Genomic DNA, 19,005 nt, shown 5'->3' with positions numbered 1-19,005 from the left:
AATCAAGGTGAGTAAATGGAAGAAGCGGTTTAAAGACAATAATAACAAGGCAAAAGGAATAGCTTTGAAGTGGAGAAAAAAGAGCTTAGAAACATTATAAGGGCCGGGAAGCGGCAGTTTACGCATGATGATTTGCGCAGATTGTCGCTTCCTGTTATTGAACGGTTGATGGCCCATCCTCGTTTTGTCGCGGCACGTACAGTGATGCTTTATCACTCGTTGGCCGATGAGGTGGATACCCGCCTTCTGCTGAATACGGTGAGTGATAAGCGTGTCTTACTGCCGAAAGTGACTGGTGAGGGCATTATGGAGCTGCGTGTATATACCGGTCCTGACGACCTTAGCATCGGAGCCTATGGAATAATGGAACCTGTCGGTAGTCTCTTTAACGACTATTCGGCTGTAGACCTTGCCGTGGTTCCGGGTATGGCATTTGATAAATCGGGCAATCGTCTCGGCCGTGGAAAAGGTTATTACGACCGTCTTTTGCCATTGATAGGATATAAATATAAGATAGGTATATGCTTTCCGTTTCAGCTTTTGGATTCTATACCGGTCGAACCGACAGACGTTCCTGTGGATGAAGTCATTTGTTGAGCGGTCAATTGTTTCTCAAATTATGACTTCCGTTTTTTTCTTAGTATGGTTTTCATAGTCTGTTTTTCGTATTTTCATAAAATGGCTTTCATGTCTTGAATCTGTCGGATTAATCCAAAATAGGAATGTCGGGTGACAATAGCCTTTGCCATTTGACTTATCGGAAAACAAAGTTTTAACTCTTCTGAAACAATCCGTTGTCAATTAAACCTTATATCTATGATGACATTGCTTCCGACATGGTTGTTCAGCAATCTGACAAACTCCTGTCTTCTCATGCTCAGATCGGCGCGCAGAGCCGGATTTGTCAGTTGGACATACATGGTCTGGTTTCTTATGTATGTCTCTCGTGTATAGCGTTCCACTGCCGGACCGGCAATCAGCGGCCATGCGTCCATCACCCGTTTTTGAAGCAGTGGTGTTTCGAGTCCCTGAACACGCATGTTGCGCATTATCAAATCTTTAATGGATTGTACTTCTCTTTTGAACATCCTTCCCGAAATATTATATGTATATCAATGTATCCGATGGTATGGTGGGCTGGGTTGTCTGTATGGACAGCTGTATGGGCAAATCGTGACTGTCATTATGCTGTGATGCGATTGTTTGCGTATAAATGTTCGGAATCATAGTCCGAGGTTAATATTACGGTTGCAGTTGTGTTTCAATTACGGTTGCAGTTGTGTTTCACGCTCGATAATCTCTCCGTTGTCCACGAGGAAAATCTTATAGTCGAACGAACAGTCGCTGAGAATACTCCCGAGGTGATCGCGGTTGGTGTCTGTTATGAATATTTGGCCGAACCCTTCGCCTGCCACAAGCCGCACTATCTGTTCCACTCGCTCTGCGTCGAGCTTGTCGAAAATGTCGTCAAGCAGCAGCAAGGGGGTTGTCTGTGAACTTGTACGCTTCAAAAACTCGAATTGCGCGAGTTTCAATGCTATTACAAATGTCTTGTTCTGTCCCTGGCTTCCTTCGCGTTTCATCTGATGACCGCCCAGTGTGAACTCCAAGTCATCGCGGTGAACACCATGCAGCGAGTAGCCCACCGCAAGGTCTTTATGTCTGTCTCGGCGTATGACATCAATCAGAGCGCCACGCTGACAATGGGAGATATAGCTCAAGCCGACCTCTTCTTTGTTTGATGATATTGTGCTGTAATAATCTTGAAATACGGGCGTTAGCTCACGTACGAAAGCATCTCGCTTGGCATATATTTTCTCTCCTTCCGCTGCCATGGCCTCTTCCCATATTGAAAGCATTTCAAGATCTGGTGCAGGTTCCGCTTTGAGCAGTGAGTTTCGCTGTTGCAGCGCTTTGGTATATCTGTTCAACGCATCTATATATCCGTGGTCATACTGCGATATTACGATGTCCATCAGTTTGCGTCGCTCCTCGCTTCCGCTTTCGATCAGCATGGTGTCTGAAGGCGATACAACCACGAGCGGTATCAGTCCGATGTGTTCAGACAACCGTTTATATTCTTTCTTATTTCGTTTGAAGTGTTTTTTCGTGCCACGTTTCATGCCGCAGTATACAGCCTCCGGTTCCCCGCCTTCAGTCGTGTAGTCGCCCTCTATCACGAAAAAGTCCTGATTGTGTCTTATGATCTGCGAGTCGATGGGATTGTGTGCGCTTCTGCAAAACGACAGGTAGTAAATAACGTCAAGCACATTGGTTTTCCCCGCTCCGTTATTGCCTATAAGGCAGTTCATCTTCGGAGACATGGCAAGGGTAGCGGTCTTTATATTCCGATAATTGATAATTGACAGTTTTCGCAGAATCATCCCTCTGATTTATAGCTAATTTATTGCAAAGTTACGTGTTTTATCAGTCAAAAACGAAAAAAGTTGATGATAAATTTCACTATATCCGATAAATTAAGTAATTTTGTCTGCGATTTTGATAACAGAAAATTATAATTATAATGGCAAATAACAAAGACCGCATGAGCGCTCAGAACGTAGAAGAGACCCTCAGCAGACAAGACGCTTTCTTTGATAAATACAAGAAAGTCATCATTTATGGAGTGATAGCCTTGATAGTAATCATAGCCGGAGCTATAATCTACAACACATACGTTGCTGGTCCTCGTGAGGAAAAGGCAAGCACGGAACTGGCCAAGGGACAGGAGCTTTTCGGTGAAGAGCAGTTTGATAAGGCACTCAACGGTGACAAGGCGGGCTTTGCCGGATTCTTGAGCATTGCGAGCGATTACAGTGGAACAGATGCCGGAAATCTTGCTAATCTGTACGCCGGACTATGCTATGCCAAGCTTGACAAATGGACGGAAGCGGCAGAGTATCTTGAAAAGTTCGATACGAAAGGTGACATGATGATAAGCCCCGCTGCAATCGGTGCTCTCGGAAACGCATACGCACATCTCAATCAACTTGACAAGGCGGTAGATTGTCTTAAAAAGGCGGCCAAGAAGGCGGACAACAACAGTCTTTCGCCAACATTCCTTATACAGGCGGGCGAGATACTCGAAAGCCAGGGAAAGAAAGAAGAGGCTCTCAAACTTTATGAAGAGGTGAAGAACAAGTACTTCAACTCCATGCAATATCAGACTATCGACAAGTATATCGAACGCGCAACCACTAAGTAAATGGCAACCGCATTACACAACTTGTCAGACTATGACTTCGAGAGTATTCCCGACGCAAGCAACATGTGCTTCGGCATTGTGGTGGCGGAGTGGAATCCCGAGATAACAGGTGCGTTGCTCGATGGTGCCGTGGGCACGCTTGAAAAGCATGGGGCAATCCCCGAAAACATACATGTCAAAACCGTTCCAGGCAGTTTTGAACTGATATACGGAGCGCATCAGATGACTCTCAACGGCAGTTTTGACGCAATAATAGTATTGGGCAGTGTGATACGTGGTGAGACACCTCACTTCGACTACATCTGTCAAGGCGTGACGGCAGGTATCGCCCATCTGAATGCCACAAGTAAAATCCCCGTGATTTACGGTCTGCTGACAACGGAAGACTTGCAGCAAGCCAAAGACAGAAGCGGCGGAAAACTCGGTAATAAGGGTGACGAATGCGCCATAGACGCAATCAAAATGGCAAAATTCTAATAACTTTCAGGATTGATAACGACGAGGGCGGCCTGCTGAAAAGGCACGCCCTCATTTTTTTTCAGACAGTTTAAGGCTGTCTGCAGCGATATTGATGAAGTGTACAGTCGGTAACTGTTGGTGGAAATATTGTGGTATTACTATTGTCGCCAAAGGTTGCCATAGCGATGCATACGGTATACGGCCGTGGCATACCAGACGGGATTGGCGGCAGGGCATGAAAACAGTAATGATACGGTTTAAAAATCCGCTTTATCTCATGATTATATCAGGAGGAATGATTATCTTTGCCGAGCTAATGATATAAAAAATAGGACAATGAAATTCATATCTTGGAATGTTAACGGTTTAAGAGCTTGTGAGGGAAAAGGGTTCAGTGAGACTTTCAGACAACTGGACGCTGACTTTTTCTGTTTGCAAGAGACGAAGATGCAGGCAGGTCAACTCGATCTCGAATTTGAAGGATACAGGTCATACTGGAATTACGCTGACAAGAAAGGATATTCCGGTACGGCTATATTCACACGTCATGAGCCGTTGGGCGTGACTTACGGTATGGGTATAGATGAGCACGACCATGAGGGGCGTATTATAACATTGGAAATGAACGATTTCTATCTTGTCACCGTATATACACCCAATTCGCAAGACGGATTGCGCCGGCTCGACTACCGAATGCAATGGGAAGACGATTTCAGGAGATATATAATGCGGCTTGACGAGCGCAAGCCGGTGATAGTATGCGGTGACCTTAACGTGGCTCATAATGAGATCGACCTTAAAAATCCGAAGACCAACCGTCGCAGTGCAGGGTTTACGGACGAGGAGCGGGATAAGTTCACCACATTATTGAATAGTGGATTTGTAGATACTTTCCGTGCGTTGTACCCCGACAAGGTGACCTACTCATGGTGGTCGTACAGATTTAAGGCGCGTGAGAAAAATGCCGGTTGGCGCATCGATTATTTTGTGGCTTCAGAGCGCTTGTTCGGTAGTGTTGCCGATGCCGGGATACACACGGATATTTTCGGTAGCGATCATTGTCCGGTAGTTCTCGAATTGAGGTGACGTATAAACAAAAAACAACACTGGAAACGCTGTTTTAACATTCTGTATTCAAATAAAATGTATTAAGGATAAGGATGGTTAAAAGACAGAGGGATATTGGGCATTATCCCGATAAATGGCTTATCTTTGCAGACGAGTTAATACAAAAGGATAACATGTTTAATTTAAAAAGTGTAATTATGAAAAACGTACTTATTTTTGCCGCGGCGCTCGCAGTTGTCGGCGCGGCAGTTTACAACAGAAAGAGACTTGCAACTTATGCTCAGACGGGCAGTGTCAAGCTTAAAGACAAAGTTCAAGTGGCCGCCGCTGCTATAAGTTCCGCCGTGAAAAACGGAAAAGAGAGCATGGCAAGCACGGTGAAAGATACCGGTTATGCCATGAAGAAAGTAGCGGACAACTCCGCCAAAAAAATAGAGACAGCTTGACGTCAGGCATAAATACAAGTCTCTTTATTACGAAGTCTGACATTTATTTCGTACATTTGCAACCGAAATAAAGAAATCGTAATGAAGAGACTTGTATTTTTATTTTTTCTCGCCTCGGTGCTGACTGTCAGTGTTTTTGCACAGATGGCCGATCCGGTGCATTTCACTGCAAGCATGAAGATGCTTGGAGGCGATGAAGCCGAGATTGTTTTTTCGGCAAAGATAGACAAAGGTTGGCACTTATATTCAACCGATTTGGGAAGTGACGGCCCGACTCAGGCCACGTTCAATGTGAACAAGATGAGCGGAGTCGAACCGGTGGGAAAGTTGAGACCGGTAGGAAAAGAGATAGCACAGTTTGACGAAATGTTCGGGATGAAACTGCGTTTCTTTGAGAACAGCGGCTCGTTTGTCCAGAAAATAAAGTTTACCAAAGCCGAATATACCATTGATTGTTATCTGGAATACGGCGCATGCAACGATGAGATGTGCATGCCACCCTCACAAGTGGCGTTCGTGAAGAGCGGTAAGTCGCCTGTCATAGGCAAGAGCGATGACGTGAAAGCCGATGATAAAGTTGACGACGCATTGAAACAGGACACTATGGTTGCGGAAAAGCAAGACACGGCAGCGACTGATACGACTGTGGTTGCGGCAGCCGTGGCGCATGGTGACAAAGACCTGTGGACACCGGTGATAGACGAGCTTAAAGCATACGAAGACAATCCGACGGACAACTCGTTGCTCTACATCTTCCTTGCCGGGCTTGCCGGCGGTTTTCTTGCTTTGCTCACTCCATGTGTGTGGCCGATCATTCCCATGACGGTGAGTTTCTTCCTCAAACGGAATAAAGATCATTCCAAAGCAATTCGTGAGGCGATTGTCTACGGAGCGTCTATAGTGGTGATATATGTACTTCTCGGACTGGTGGTAACATGGCTTTTCGGGGCAAGTGCGTTGAATGCCCTTTCCACCAATGCCGTGTTCAATATCTTGTTCTTCCTGCTTCTTGTCGTTTTTGCGGCTTCATTCTTCGGAGCGTTTGAAATAACGCTGCCATCGTCGTGGAGCAACAAGATAGACCGTAAGTCAGAGAATACGACGGGCATGCTCAGCATATTCCTGATGGCATTCACTCTCACGCTCGTGTCGTTCTCGTGCACCGGCCCGATAATTGGCTTTCTTCTTGTGGCTGTATCCACACAGGGAAGCATCATCGCCCCTACGATAGGAATGCTCGGTTTTGCTATAGCTTTGGCAATACCTTTCACTCTTTTTGCCATGTTCCCGAGCCTGCTCAAATCGGCTCCCAAGTCGGGCGGCTGGATGAACGTCATCAAGGTGACCCTCGGATTTATAGAGCTGGCTTTTGCGTTGAAGTTCCTTTCCGTGGCTGATTTGGCCTATGGATGGCATATCCTTGACCGTGAGGTGTTTGTGTCGTTGTGGATTGTAATATTCGGACTGCTTGGAATATATCTGCTCGGATGGTTGAAATTCCCGCATGACGATGAGGGTAACCGTACTAATGTGCCGAGGTTTTTTATTGCCATGATCTCATTGGCATTCGCTATATATATGATTCCCGGTCTGTGGGGAGCGCCTCTGAAAGCGATAAGCGCTTTCGCGCCTCCGATGAATACTCAGGATTTCAATCTGCAAAAGTCGGCAGTGGAGGCCAAATACACTGATTACGATGAGGGAATGGCCGCTGCCCGGCGACTTGGCAAACCGGTGATGGTTGATTTCACGGGGTTCGGTTGTGTCAATTGCCGCAAGATGGAGGCCGCGGTGTGGACTGATCCTACGGTGGCTGAGATACTGAACGATAAATATGTTCTCATATCCCTATATGTGGATGACAAAACTCCGCTGGAAGAGCCTGTGCAGGTGATTGAAAACGGACAGCAAAGAACGCTGCGTACCGTGGGTGACAAGTGGAGCTATCTTCAACGGACGAAAGTAGGTGCCAACACACAGCCCGTATATGTGTTGCTCGATAACGACGGTATGCCGCTCAATGGCAGCCGCTCTTATGATGAAGATATCAGCGAGTACGTTAAATTCCTGCGCACAGGACTTGATAATTACTCAAAGTAGCATGCAGGACAAAGCATTGAGAGACCGTATAACGGCTCTTATAAAAAAGAACGTCGTGCCGGCCATAGGTTGTACAGAGCCTATGGCCGTGGCCCTTTGTACCGCCCGTGCGATGGAAGAACTCGGTTGTCGTCCTGATAAGATTTCGGTATCTCTGAGTGCCAACATTCTTAAGAACGCAATGGGGGTGGGTATTCCCGGTACGGGTATGATAGGATTGCCTATAGCAGTCGCTCTTGGAGCCATAGTAGGAAAGTCTGTCTATAATCTTGAAGTGTTGAAAGACGTGACTCCTGATGCGATAGAGGAGGGCAAAAGGTATATTGGAGAGAAACGGATTGACATCTTGCAGAAGAAAGATACTGCCGAGAAACTATATATAGAGGTGACGGTAACTGCTGTGTCCGGATATGCTACGGTGATAATATCGGGCAGTCATACGAACATAGTATATATAGAAAAAGACGGGAAAACAATTGTCGACAGACGGAAAGAAGGTGGAGATGTTGAGGACCTGGAAGACATTCACCTTGACATGAGGACCGTATATGATTTTGCTACAACGGCTCCACAGGAGGAAATAAGGTTTATTCTTGCCACGATGGACTATAACATGAATGCCGCAAAGGAGGCGCTGAAAGGCAACTACGGGCATAATCTCGGCAAGACGATAGACCGTCCGTTGAGCCAGGGCATATTCGGAAAAACAATTTTCTCGAAGATAATAGCCAAGACAGCCTCGGCATGTGACGCCCGTATGGGTGGCGCACTGATACCGGTGATGAGTAACTCGGGCAGCGGAAACCAGGGAATATGCGCCACTAATCCTGTGGCGGTGTATGCAATGGAGAACGAAAATACAGAGGAGGAACTCATCAGGGCGCTCACTCTCAGCCATCTTACGGCAATATATATCAAACAAAGCCTTGGCACGCTGTCTGCTTTATGCGGTTGTGTGGTGGCCGGAATTGGCAGCAGTTGCGGAATAACCTATCTGATGGGTGGTGATTATGAGCGTGTATGCCGCTCGGTGAAGAATATGATAGCCAATCTTACGGGTATGATTTGTGACGGAGCGAAACCCAGTTGCTCATTGAAAATATCATCAGGTGTGTCGACCGCCATACTGTCGGCCCTGCTATCTATGGAAGGCAAGTGTGTGTCGAGTGCGGAAGGGATAGTTGATGACAGTGTCGATTGCAGCATACGCAACCTCACCTCGATTGGTGCGGAGGCTATGGGCAAGACTGATGATATGGTGCTTGATATAATGACACACAAAGGTTGCTAAGTCTTTTACAAGTAGGAATAATATCAGACGGCATTATGATTTCATTATCTATATGCCGTTTTTTATTGAGTCAGAATGTTTCGATTCGGATAAGAAATCAGTCCGTCTCTTGATGGGGATAGAGTTACGTACTTGTTATATCGGACAGACGTTAGCTATGTTTTTTCTTTCATATTAAGTTATTGACATGTACTTCATTTGTCCAAAAGATGGATGCGATATATGGCCTTGTGTACATGTTCTTGAAATGCCGATATGGATATTTCCTGTTCCAATATTTGCCCGAATCGGATTTTATTATTACTTTTGCCATGATCATGGCATTGTCGTCTGGCGTGAAGACGGTGCCGATCTTAAATCCGGCCGATCGGCCGGTAGGGGTGCTCTGACTGTTGTCAGGGCTGAGATTATACCCGTAACACCTGATGCGGATAATGCCGCCGGAGGGACTGCTACCATACGTTTGTCTGTATCTGTAAACTATCGGATGCCGATGCGTTAATCTCAAAAGCTCCTTATTCGTATAATCCAAATAATAACCACTCGCAATGGAAAAATTGATTATTGCAGGTAAGGAATTTACGTCCCGGCTGTTCATGGGCACGGGAAAATTCAGTTCAAACACAATCATGAGGCGGGCCATAGAGGCGTCCGAGACGCAGATGGTGACCATGGCTATGAAGCGAATAGACCTCGCCGACAGCGGCGACGATATGTTGCGACATATCGCCATACCGGGCATCCGGCTTCTGCCCAACACTTCCGGAACGCGAAACGCCGATGAGGCTGTGTTTGCCGCCAAGATGGCCCGTGAGGCATTCGGGACCAACTGGCTGAAACTTGAGATCCATCCCGATCCACGCTATCTTCTTCCCGACCCGATAGAGACACTGAAAGCCACCGAACGGTTGGTGAAAGAGGGCTTTGTAGTGCTGCCTTATTGCCAGGCCGACCCTGTGCTTTGCAAGCGTCTTGCCGAAGCGGGAGCAGCCACTGTGATGCCTCTCGGTGCCCCAATCGGTACGAATATGGGTCTGCGCACACGTGATTTTCTAAATATTATAATCGAGGAGGCAACAGTTCCTGTTGTGGTGGATGCCGGAATCGGTGCTCCGAGCGATGCGGCCCTGGCCTTGGAACTTGGTGCCGATGCCGTGCTCGTGAATACGGCGGTGTCTGTCGCCGGTGATCCCGTGGCTATGGCCCGTGCTTTCAAGAAAGCCGTCGAGGCCGGACGCGAGGCATACGAGGCCGGACTCGGTCGACAGTCGATGGACATGACGGCGGAAGCCAGTTCGCCGCTGACCTCTTTTCTTAATGATTGAGCGTAATCACTATACCGCAAATCGAGCGTGACACTCGTGTTTCTCGGTATTCGATATTTATAAAACATACAGCAAGAGACAAGAAATGAAAATAAAAATCAACAACGAGATACATCAATTGGCTGACGGAACCACCGTAAAGACGGTTGCGGAAGCAAACAGGCTGCCTGATAAGGGTGTTGCGGTAGCGCTCAACAATGAGTTGGTGCCGCGCGAAGAGTGGGGTGTGCATGTGGTGAAAGACGGCGATGAGATAGTCATTCTTAAAGCGTTTTGCGGAGGATAATGGCTATGTTCATAGATGAAATAAGAAAATACGGCTGGTCGGATACCACCGACAGGATAATGGCCAAGACGGATGCCGATGTGCGCCGCGCACTTTCAAGGAAGCGTTGCGACATAGAAGATTTCATGGCCATGATCTCTCCCGCGGCCGACACATATCTTGAACAGATGGCACGGCTCAGCCGTATGTATACCCGTGAGCGTTTCGGCAATACAATCAATCTCTTTATACCTATCTATCTCACAAACTCGTGTGCCAATTCGTGTGTGTATTGTGGTTTCCATGTGCAGAACCCGATGGCCCGTACCATTCTCACCGAGGATGAGATAGTGCGTGAGTATGAGGCAATCAAGAAGCTCGGCCCGTTCGACAACCTGCTGATAGTCACCGGCGAGAATCCGGCTAAGGCCGGAGTGCCTTACATCGCCCGTGCCCTTGACTTGGCAAAGCGTTATTTCAACAACTTGCAGATAGAGGTCATGCCGCTGAAAGCGGAAGAGTATGCCGAGCTTCGAGGTCACGGGCTAAACGGAGTAATATGCTTTCAGGAGACTTACAACGAGGCGAGATACAAGGTATATCATCCCCGTGGGCCAAAGTCGGACTATGAATGGCGTCTCAACGGCTTCGACCGCATGGGCATGGCCGGGGTTCATAAAATAGGCATGGGCGTACTGGTCGGTCTTGAAGACTGGCGTACCGAGTATGCTATGCTCGCCCGCCACCTGCGGTATTTGGAGAAAACGTACTGGCGAACGCAGTACAGCGTAAACATTCCGCGTATGCGTGCGGCTGAGAACGGTGGTTTCCAACCAAACGTCATAATGTCAGACCGTGAGCTTGCCCAGCTCACTTTCGCCCTGCGTATATTCGATCACGACGTGGATATTTCCTATTCAACCAGAGAGCCGGCCGCCGTGCGCAACAATATGGCGTCGCTCGGCGTGACGACGATGAGTGCCGAGAGTCGCACAGACCCAGGAGGATATTGTCGCAAGCCCTCGTCTTTGGAGCAGTTCAGTGTCAGTGACAGCCGTACGGCACGTGAGGTGGAGCGCGATTTGCGTGCTCTGGGTCTTGAGCCGGTATGGAAAAACTGGGACGCCGTGTTTGATTTAAAGAAGAGCAGCTGATGAACGGCGGTAAGTTTGCTTATCCTGTGGCGCTCACCATAGCCGGAAGCGACAGCAGCGGAGGAGCCGGCATACAGGCCGACATCAAGGCGATGTCGGCGGTAGGGTGCTATGCGGCTTCTGTCATTACTTCAATAACAGTGCAGAACACTATCGGAGTGACTGCCGTTCAGGCCGTATCGCCCGATATCGTGGCGGGACAGATACGTGCGGTAATGGACGATATACGTCCGAAAGCGCTCAAAATAGGTATGGTTAACGACCGTTCGACCATCCAGGCTATAGCCGCCACTCTCCGCGAATATGCCATTGAGCATTTGATTGTAGACCCGGTGATGGTTTCCACGAGCGGTTCGAGGCTCATGCAGGAAGATGCCCTTGATGTGTTTAAGGCCGAATTATTGCCTTTGGCTACTCTTCTCACGCCGAATGTACCGGAGGCCGAAATCCTCAGCGGCATCAAAATAAGAGATAAAGATACGATGGATGAGGCTGCCCGGCGGATAATGTCTCTTGGGTGCGCTGCCGTCTTGATAAAAGGCGGTCATCTGTGCGGCTCCAAGATCGATCGCCTTTATGGTAGCGGACAGTATGAATATGGGTGTGGCGACATCCCGACGTACAATACTCATGGCACAGGCTGCACGCTATCGTCGGCCATAGCGTCGTATCTCGCCTTGGGTTGTACGTTGATGGAAGCCGTGGCAAGCGCCAAGGAGTATGTCACCGAAGCCTTGAAAGCGGGTGCCGATGTCGTGATAGGAGCCGGCCATGGTCCTGTAAACCATTTCTTTGCTCCTAAGTCACTGGTTAAATTGCCGCTTGAAGACGGCAACGCAGACCGTAAATTAGAATAAAAACAAAATCCCGTATACGGCAGACAGAACTGCAATCGAAGTGAAATGACGGTAAGAACGATAGCGGATCATGAGTAAGTCGGCCGGGAAACAATAACGAGACAATAATAAAGCAATGAAACAATTACAGTTTATCACACATAGCAATGACCGGTATACGTATGCCGACGGTGCCCGGATGGCTCTCGAAGGGGGCTGCAAATGGATACAGTTACGCATGAAAGACGCTACCGACGACGAGGTACGGCAGGTCGCCGGCATTGTGCAGCCTCTCTGTCGTGAGCACGAGGCCGTATTCCTGCTTGACGACCGTGTCGGACTTGCCAAGGAACTGAAGGCCGACGGAGTTCATCTGGGCCGCAACGACATGCCCGTCGATGAGGCTCGGCGTATTCTCGGTGAGGAGTTTATCATCGGTGGCACGGCAAATACGTTTGAAGACATTGAGCGGTTGTGGCGTCTGGGAGCCGATTATATCGGATGCGGTCCGTTCCGTTTCACGTCTACAAAAAAGAATCTGTCGCCAGTGCTCGGTCTCGACGGTTACCGGTCGATAATCGGCTCCATGCGTGCCGCAGGGATTGAACTGCCGGTTGTTGCTATCGGCGGCATCACTGTCGATGACATTCCGGCCGTCATGGCCACGGGAGTAGACGGTATTGCGCTCAGCGGGGCAATCCTGAATGCCGGTGATCCTGTGCGGGAGACCGCCCGGATAATGAGTTTATAGAGTGTGCCGGCATTGCATTCAGGCTTTGTCAATACAGTAAACTTGGAAATGCGATGCGGTAACATCAATGGGTATAACATCTTTACATCAATATAACAATTTCTTAAAACCAATAGCAAACGATATGAACAACAACATTAAAATCACTTATCCGAGTTCGGAGAAAGTATATATTGGCGGTTCGCTTTATCCCGAACTGCGTGTCGGCATGCGCCGTGTGCGTCTCACACCGACGGTAAACATAGAGAACGGAGAGAGAAAAATTACGGAGAACGCCCCCGTGTATGTATACGATACGAGCGGTCCTTACAGTGATCCGAACGTGGAAATTGATCTTGCCAAAGGTCTTCCGAAACTCCGCCGGCCGTGGATTGAGAGCCGCCGGGACGGAGAAACGCAGATGTCTCTGGCAAAGCGCGGGATCATCACCCAAGAGATGGAGTACGTAGCCATTCGCGAGAACATGAACTGTGCCGAGCTTGGCATCCCGACGCATATCACCCCGGAATTTGTACGAGATGAGGTGGCCGCAGGCCGGGCCGTCATTCCCGCCAATATAAACCATCCAGAGGCCGAACCGATGATTATCGGAACAAACTTCCTTGTCAAGATAAATACCAACATAGGAAACTCGGCCACCACGTCGAGCATAGATGAGGAGGTGGAGAAAGCCGTGTGGAGTTGCAAGTGGGGCGGCGATACGCTCATGGACCTGTCTACAGGCGACAATATACACGAGACAAGGGAGTGGATTTTGCGCAATTGTCCTGTGCCGGTAGGCACCGTTCCCATGTATCAGGCGTTCGAGAAGGTGAACGGCAAGGCAGAAGACCTGACGTGGGAGATATTCCGGGATACTCTGATCGAGCAGTGCGAGCAGGGAGTGGACTACTTCACCATCCATTGCGGCATACGTCTCAAAAACGTACATCTTTCCCAAGGTCGCCTCACGGGTATGGTGAGCCGTGGCGGAAGCATTATATCAAAGTGGTGCATGGTGCATCAGGAAGAGAGTTTCCTTTATGCCCGCTTCGATGATATATGTGACATCTGCGCCAAGTATGATGTTGCCATATCCCTCGGCGACGGTCTTCGCCCGGGCAGCACGCACGATGCCAACGACGCGGCGCAGTTTGCCGAGCTCGACACTATGGGTGAGCTGGTGGAGCGTGCATGGGCCAAGAACGTGCAGGCGTTTATCGAAGGCCCGGGGCATGTGCCGATGCACAAGATACGTGAGAATATGGACAGGCAGATAGAGAAATGCCACGGTGCGCCGTTCTACACCCTCGGTCCTCTCGTTACCGATATCGCTCCCGGCTACGACCATATCACCAGTGCCATCGGAGCCGCCATGATAGGGTGGTATGGCACGGCGATGCTGTGTTATGTGACACCGAAAGAGCATCTCGCCCTGCCCGATAAGGACGATGTGCGTACAGGTGTCGTCACATATAAGATAGCCGCCCATGCCGCCGATTTGGCCAAAGGGCATCCCGGTGCCACAGTGCGTGACAATGCACTGAGTAAGGCACGCTACGACTTCCGTTGGAAAGACCAGTTCAATCTGGCACTCGATCCCGAACGCGCATTTGAATACTACAAGACATCCAACAAGACCGAGGGTGAGTATTGCACCATGTGCGGTCCGAATTTCTGTGCTGCCCGTATCAGCCACTCACTCAAAGACTGCGGCAAGTGATATTGGTATAGTGTGCGATAGTAAACCGAAAGCGTATGAAATTCATAGTGATAACCTCTCCCGAGTTCATCCCGGGGGAGGCTTTTTTTATCCGTCGGTTGTTTGATTGCGGCCTTGACATACTGCATCTGCGCAAGCCCGGCTCGTCAGTCACCGGTTGTGCACAGCTTCTTGATGCGTTGCCGGCCGAGGTGCGCCGCCGCATCGTGACCCACGACCATTTCTCTCTTTGCGGTGATTACGGTCTGTTTGGTGTTCATCTCAACTGTCGCAACCCTGCTGTCCCGTCCGGATTGTGTCCAGCCTCGGTGTCGGCATCGTGCCATTCGGTTGCCGAGGTGCGGCAGCGTAAGACAGGTTGCGACTATGTGTTCATGAGTCCGGTGTTCGACAGCATATCCAAGCGTGGCTACTCAGCCGCCTATTCCGACGAAGCGCTTTGCCGGGCCTCGTCCGACGGCACGATAGACAGTCGTGTCATGGCTCTTGGCGGTGTCTCGCTCGGCAATATCGGGGCGTTGAGGAGATGGGGGTTCGGCGGTGCGGCATTTCTCGGTGATGTGTGGCGGCTGTCGGCAGACGAAGCCGCTTTCACCCGCCATGCATGCGAACTAAGATGCTCGTTGGATGAAAATATCTGAATATTTAGTATGGAAAGTATTTGTGCTTTGTAAAATAAATATCAAGGTGCGACCCGGTTGTTCTGTCTTCCGTTTTCATGATGCGCTCACTGTCGAATGGTGCTTTTTACATTGATTTATGATATGTTTCTCGTCGCATTATGATGAAAAAAACGGTTGTTTCATGTTTGTCCGGTAGTTGTGTTGCAACGGGATACCCGTTGGTTTGCGTTTAGCGTCTAAATGGAATGCAACGAGTATCTAAACGGAGCATGACGAGTATCCCGTTGCAAAGCAATAAGGCCCCCGATGCATAGCACCGGGGGCCTCGTTTTTTGTGATTGGAGTGTTATTCGCTATATTTGTGCTGATTCGGGTATGCGTTCGCAAAGCGGGTGCTAACCCACAGCCATGCGGCCGGCCGCCGCAAAGTATGTGTTTATGCGTTTTTCGGCCTGTAAACGATAATCATATATAGTATTCGACCGTTGTCGGCCGGGGTGTCAATCTGTCTGGGCTTATCAAAAAACATGGTTGCCGAGAGTGCTCGGGCTTCCGGTTTCTGTGTGCAGGCAGTGGTTTGTTTTAATGTCGTTTTGTAAATATTTGTCATGGTTTTCAAGCGTTTCAGATGTTCTTCCTCATACAAATTTAGTGAAAAACGGTGTGAAAATCAAGCGTTGACGCGATATACTTTGCGATATAAACAGTCGGTGGCGGAGTTCCTGAACAGTGCGTTTCGGTATCTGAAAAGTAAAAAATAAGCATCGGCAGACGGTGTTAATCCGTAAGTTTGTTGTAACTTTGCATTTCTTAAACGTTATCTTGCGTATATTAAAAACATATTTACGATGACACCTTTGGAAACGAGAAACGAGCGTCTGGCTAAGAAAATGATTAAAAATCTGGAACGCCGCAACTTCAACGCTTTATATTGCCGCACGTCGGAAGAGGCGATAGAGCAGGTGAACAGGCTTATTGCCGATGGCAGCACAGTGTCGTGGGGCGGATCGATGACCCTGCGCGACATGGGGCTTACAGCATCGCTGCATGAGCGCGGAACGTTGCGCCTGCTTGATCGTGACCTTGCCGCCGACCGAACCGAGGCCGCCGAGATATATCTCGACGCTTTCAGGGCAGATTATTATCTGTCGAGTGCCAATGCCATCAGTGAAGATGGGGTGATAGTGAACATAGACGGTAACGGTAACCGTGTGGCAGCCATAACCTTCGGGCCGAAAAACGTGATATTCGTGATCGGGCTGAACAAGGTGGCACAGAGCGTGGAGGCGGCACTGGCCCGTGCCCGTTCAACGGCATCACCGATAAACGCGGCCCGCTTCGACATCAAGACACCCTGCCAGGCGGACGGCATTTGCCACAACTGCAACTCACCTGAGAGCATCTGCAACCATATACACTTCCTGCGAAACTCACCGCGCGGTCGCCACACGGTGGTGCTCGTAGGTGAGGATTTAGGATACTGACGGCCTTTCCGGCATGGCATTGCCGCCGTAATGGCGGCTCATAATGAAAGTGGTATAAAAACAGAACACAGCGAGAACAATGATAGTCTGCATTGCCGAGAAACCGAGCGTGGCTCGAGACATTGCCCGGATAATAGGGGCTACGGTATCGAAAAAAGGATACATGGAAGGTAACGGGTATCAGGTGACTTGGACATTCGGCCACCTCTGCACCCTGAAAGAGCCCGACGACTACCGTCCCGAGTGGAAGCGGTGGGCGCTCGGAGCGCTGCCCATGCTGCCGGAACGTTTCGGTATAAAGCTCATCGAAGACAAAGGCATAAAAGAGCAGTTTGCCGTGATAGAGCGGTTGATGCGGGATGCCGACGGGATTATAAACTGCGGTGACGCCGGGCAGGAGGGAGAACTGATACAGAGGTGGGTGATGCAGAAAGCGCAGGCACGCTGCCCGGTGAAGCGTCTGTGGATATCGTCGATGACGGACGAGGCAATACGGGAGGGATTCAGCACGCTCAAAGACCAGGCTGACTATCAGCCGCTGTATCTTGCCGGGCTGAGCCGTGCCATAGGCGACTGGATACTGGGCATGAACGCCACGCGCCTTTATACGCTGAAATACGGCCAGAACCGTCAGGTGCTGTCCATCGGTCGTGTGCAGACGCCAACACTCGCGCTCATCGTAAACCGGCAGAAAGAGATCGAGAACTTCAAGCCCGAGGCATATTGGATACTTTCCACCGTATACCGTGACACCACTTTCACGGCAACCAAAGGCCGCTTCACATCGAAAGAGGAGGGCGAGCGGTCGTTTGCCGATATAGCGGGCAAGCCGTTCACCGTCACATCGGTGCAGAAGAAAAACGGTACGGAGGCTCCGCCACGTCTGTACGACCTCACGTCGTTGCAGGTAGACTGCAACAGGAAGTTCTCTATGAGCGCCGAGCTGACGCTCAACGTCATTCAGGGACTGTATGAGAAGAAACTGACTACTTATCCCCGTGTGGACACCCAGTTCTTGAGCGACGACATATACCCCAAATGTCCGTCCACGTTGGCGGGACTTCGCGGTTATGAGGGCCTCACGTCGCCGCTGGCCGGCAGGAAACTGCCGAAATCGAAGAAAGTGTTCGACTCGTCGAAGGTGACAGACCACCACGCCATAATACCCACCGGGGTGCCGGCGATGAACCTCAGCGACATGGAACGGCATGTCTACGACCTCATAGCCCGCCGCTTCATAAGCGTGTTTTACCCCGATTGCAAGTTTGCCACAACCACTGTTCTGGGCAAGGTCGATGATGTTGAGTTCAAGGTGACGGGCAAGACAATCCTCAGTCCTGGCTGGCGCATGGTGTATGAGAAAGACGTAAGTGCGAATGATGACGACGATACGAAGAAAGACGATGAGGAACGCACGCTTCCTCCGTTTGCCGAGGGGGAGAGCGGAAGTCACGAACCGTGTCTGACGGAGAAATGGACCACGCCGCCGAAATTCTATAACGAGGCCACTCTGTTGCGCGCCATGGAGACGGCGGGCAAGTTTGTGGAAGACGAGCAGTTGCGCGCCGCGCTGAAAGAGAACGGAATAGGGCGTCCGTCGTCGCGTGCCGGCATCATAGAGACGCTCTTCAAGCGACATTACATAAAGCGAGAGCGCAAGAACCTCATAGCCACGCCGACGGGCATAGAGCTGATAGGCATTATAAGGGAAGAGCTGCTTAAAAGTTGCGAGCTGACGGGAATATGGGAGAAAAAACTGCGCGACATAGAGCACGGTAAGTATGACGCTGGGCGGTTTGTAGACGAGTTGAAGGTGCAGATCGGTGAAATAGTGCGAGATGTGCTTTCCGATAACAGCAACAGGCGTGTCACGGTGATGACGGAAGAAGACCTGAAAAAGAAACTTGCCCCCAAGACGGCCAAGGCTCCTGCCGCCGCGAAGACGCCGCGCGCAGCCCGCAAATCCGACAAGCATGCTTCCGGTAATGGAGTCGCGTCGGCCTCGAACGTCCTCACGCCGGATGATTCTCTGATAGGCAAGCCGTGCCCGTTATGTGGCGGCGGAACCGTGATAAAGGGTAAATCGGCATACGGCTGTTCCCGGTGGAGAGAGGGATGCAAGTGGGTGTTGCCGTTCGATGGCAAATAGTCATTTTATTAGTCATGGCGTTTGAATATCTATTGCGGCCGGCATAGCTGTCTTTATAGTTGTAAGGAGTATTTTTGAAAGAAAGGGTTATTACTGTCTTGCATGGATATTTGAATAAGGATACATTGCGATGGGGAGTTTTTATCT

18 protein-coding genes and 1 riboswitch are annotated in these 19,005 nt (G+C 49.7%); of the genes, 16 read left to right on the top strand and 2 right to left on the bottom strand.

The annotated features are described in order from the left end of the window. Positions 1–69: 69 nt before the first annotated feature. Entirely contained in the window at positions 70–597 is a 528-nt protein-coding gene (locus HPS53_RS02150; RefSeq protein WP_172204069.1) for a 5-formyltetrahydrofolate cyclo-ligase, read from the top strand. 200 nt (positions 598–797) lie between these two features. On the opposite strand, the gene HPS53_RS02145 is transcribed toward HPS53_RS02150, so the two are convergent. Then, on the bottom strand, positions 798–1,088 hold the full coding sequence (locus HPS53_RS02145) for a DUF721 domain-containing protein (protein ID WP_104369198.1): 291 nt from the start codon (positions 1,086–1,088) through the stop codon (positions 798–800). Between the two features lie 177 nt (positions 1,089–1,265). Beyond that, the gene (locus HPS53_RS02140) at positions 1,266–2,384 is read right to left on the bottom strand and encodes a DNA replication/repair protein RecF (RefSeq protein WP_104369197.1); all 1,119 of its coding nucleotides are present in this window, start codon (positions 2,382–2,384) and stop codon (positions 1,266–1,268) included. Positions 2,385–2,524: 140 nt separating this feature from the next. On the opposite strand from HPS53_RS02140, the gene HPS53_RS02135 reads away from it, so the two are divergent. The 15 genes from HPS53_RS02135 (at position 2,525) to HPS53_RS02065 (ending at position 18,858) form a co-directional block, all read left to right on the top strand. Next, on the top strand, positions 2,525–3,205 hold the full coding sequence (locus HPS53_RS02135) for a tetratricopeptide repeat protein (RefSeq protein WP_104369204.1): 681 nt from the start codon (positions 2,525–2,527) through the stop codon (positions 3,203–3,205). After that, positions 3,206–3,682: a 6,7-dimethyl-8-ribityllumazine synthase gene (ribH, locus tag HPS53_RS02130; RefSeq protein WP_172204067.1), complete on the top strand. Its 477-nt coding sequence runs from the start codon at positions 3,206–3,208 to the stop codon at positions 3,680–3,682. Positions 3,683–4,000: 318 nt separating this feature from the next. Beyond that, the gene (locus tag HPS53_RS02125; protein WP_104369194.1) at positions 4,001–4,750 is read left to right on the top strand and encodes an exodeoxyribonuclease III; all 750 of its coding nucleotides are present in this window, start codon (positions 4,001–4,003) and stop codon (positions 4,748–4,750) included. A gap of 74 nt (positions 4,751–4,824) precedes the next feature. After that, positions 4,825–5,178 carry a hypothetical protein gene (locus HPS53_RS02120; RefSeq protein ID WP_172204065.1) on the top strand — a complete coding sequence of 118 codons (354 nt, stop codon included), beginning with the start codon at positions 4,825–4,827 and terminating at the stop codon, positions 5,176–5,178. 81 nt (positions 5,179–5,259) lie between these two features. Continuing rightward, complete coding sequence (locus HPS53_RS02115) at positions 5,260–7,278, top strand: cytochrome c biogenesis protein CcdA (protein WP_172204063.1); 2,019 nt, start codon at positions 5,260–5,262, stop codon at positions 7,276–7,278. Position 7,279: 1 nt separating this feature from the next. Continuing rightward, positions 7,280–8,569 (top strand): serine dehydratase subunit alpha family protein, encoded by a 1,290-nt coding sequence (locus tag HPS53_RS02110; protein WP_172204061.1) that lies wholly within the window; start codon positions 7,280–7,282, stop codon positions 8,567–8,569. 366 nt (positions 8,570–8,935) lie between these two features. Next, a riboswitch (TPP riboswitch) is annotated at positions 8,936–9,034 on the top strand. An 83-nt stretch (positions 9,035–9,117) separates the two neighbouring features. Further along, entirely contained in the window at positions 9,118–9,894 is a 777-nt protein-coding gene (locus HPS53_RS02105) for a thiazole synthase (protein WP_104369190.1), read from the top strand. Positions 9,895–9,979: 85 nt separating this feature from the next. Further along, a complete protein-coding gene (gene thiS, locus HPS53_RS02100) occupies positions 9,980–10,180 on the top strand; it encodes a sulfur carrier protein ThiS (protein ID WP_104369203.1) in 201 nt (66 codons plus the stop codon). Between the two features lie 5 nt (positions 10,181–10,185). Further along, on the top strand, positions 10,186–11,313 hold the full coding sequence (gene thiH, locus HPS53_RS02095) for a 2-iminoacetate synthase ThiH (RefSeq protein WP_104369202.1): 1,128 nt from the start codon (positions 10,186–10,188) through the stop codon (positions 11,311–11,313). Further along, positions 11,313–12,170 (top strand): bifunctional hydroxymethylpyrimidine kinase/phosphomethylpyrimidine kinase, encoded by an 858-nt coding sequence (gene thiD, locus HPS53_RS02090; RefSeq protein WP_172204059.1) that lies wholly within the window; start codon positions 11,313–11,315, stop codon positions 12,168–12,170. The genes thiH and thiD overlap by 1 nt, the downstream gene beginning before the upstream one ends. A gap of 115 nt (positions 12,171–12,285) precedes the next feature. Beyond that, on the top strand, positions 12,286–12,900 hold the full coding sequence (locus HPS53_RS02085) for a thiamine phosphate synthase (RefSeq protein WP_104369188.1): 615 nt from the start codon (positions 12,286–12,288) through the stop codon (positions 12,898–12,900). Between the two features lie 124 nt (positions 12,901–13,024). After that, complete coding sequence (gene thiC / locus HPS53_RS02080) at positions 13,025–14,602, top strand: phosphomethylpyrimidine synthase ThiC (RefSeq protein ID WP_172204057.1); 1,578 nt, start codon at positions 13,025–13,027, stop codon at positions 14,600–14,602. 35 nt (positions 14,603–14,637) lie between these two features. Then, on the top strand, positions 14,638–15,243 hold the full coding sequence (locus tag HPS53_RS02075) for a thiamine phosphate synthase (protein WP_172204055.1): 606 nt from the start codon (positions 14,638–14,640) through the stop codon (positions 15,241–15,243). Between the two features lie 830 nt (positions 15,244–16,073). Further along, positions 16,074–16,709, top strand: coding sequence for a lactate utilization protein (locus tag HPS53_RS02070; protein WP_104368521.1), 636 nt, complete (start codon positions 16,074–16,076; stop codon positions 16,707–16,709). A 79-nt stretch (positions 16,710–16,788) separates the two neighbouring features. After that, entirely contained in the window at positions 16,789–18,858 is a 2,070-nt protein-coding gene (locus HPS53_RS02065; RefSeq protein ID WP_172204053.1) for a DNA topoisomerase 3, read from the top strand. Positions 18,859–19,005 lie beyond the last annotated feature (147 nt).

It is taken from the genome of Prevotella sp. PTAC (genome assembly GCF_013166535.1).
In the GTDB taxonomy this organism is placed as follows: domain Bacteria; phylum Bacteroidota; class Bacteroidia; order Bacteroidales; family Bacteroidaceae; genus Prevotella.
Note: the sequence above shows the minus strand (reverse complement) of the source record. Positions and strands in the feature narration are given on the sequence as shown.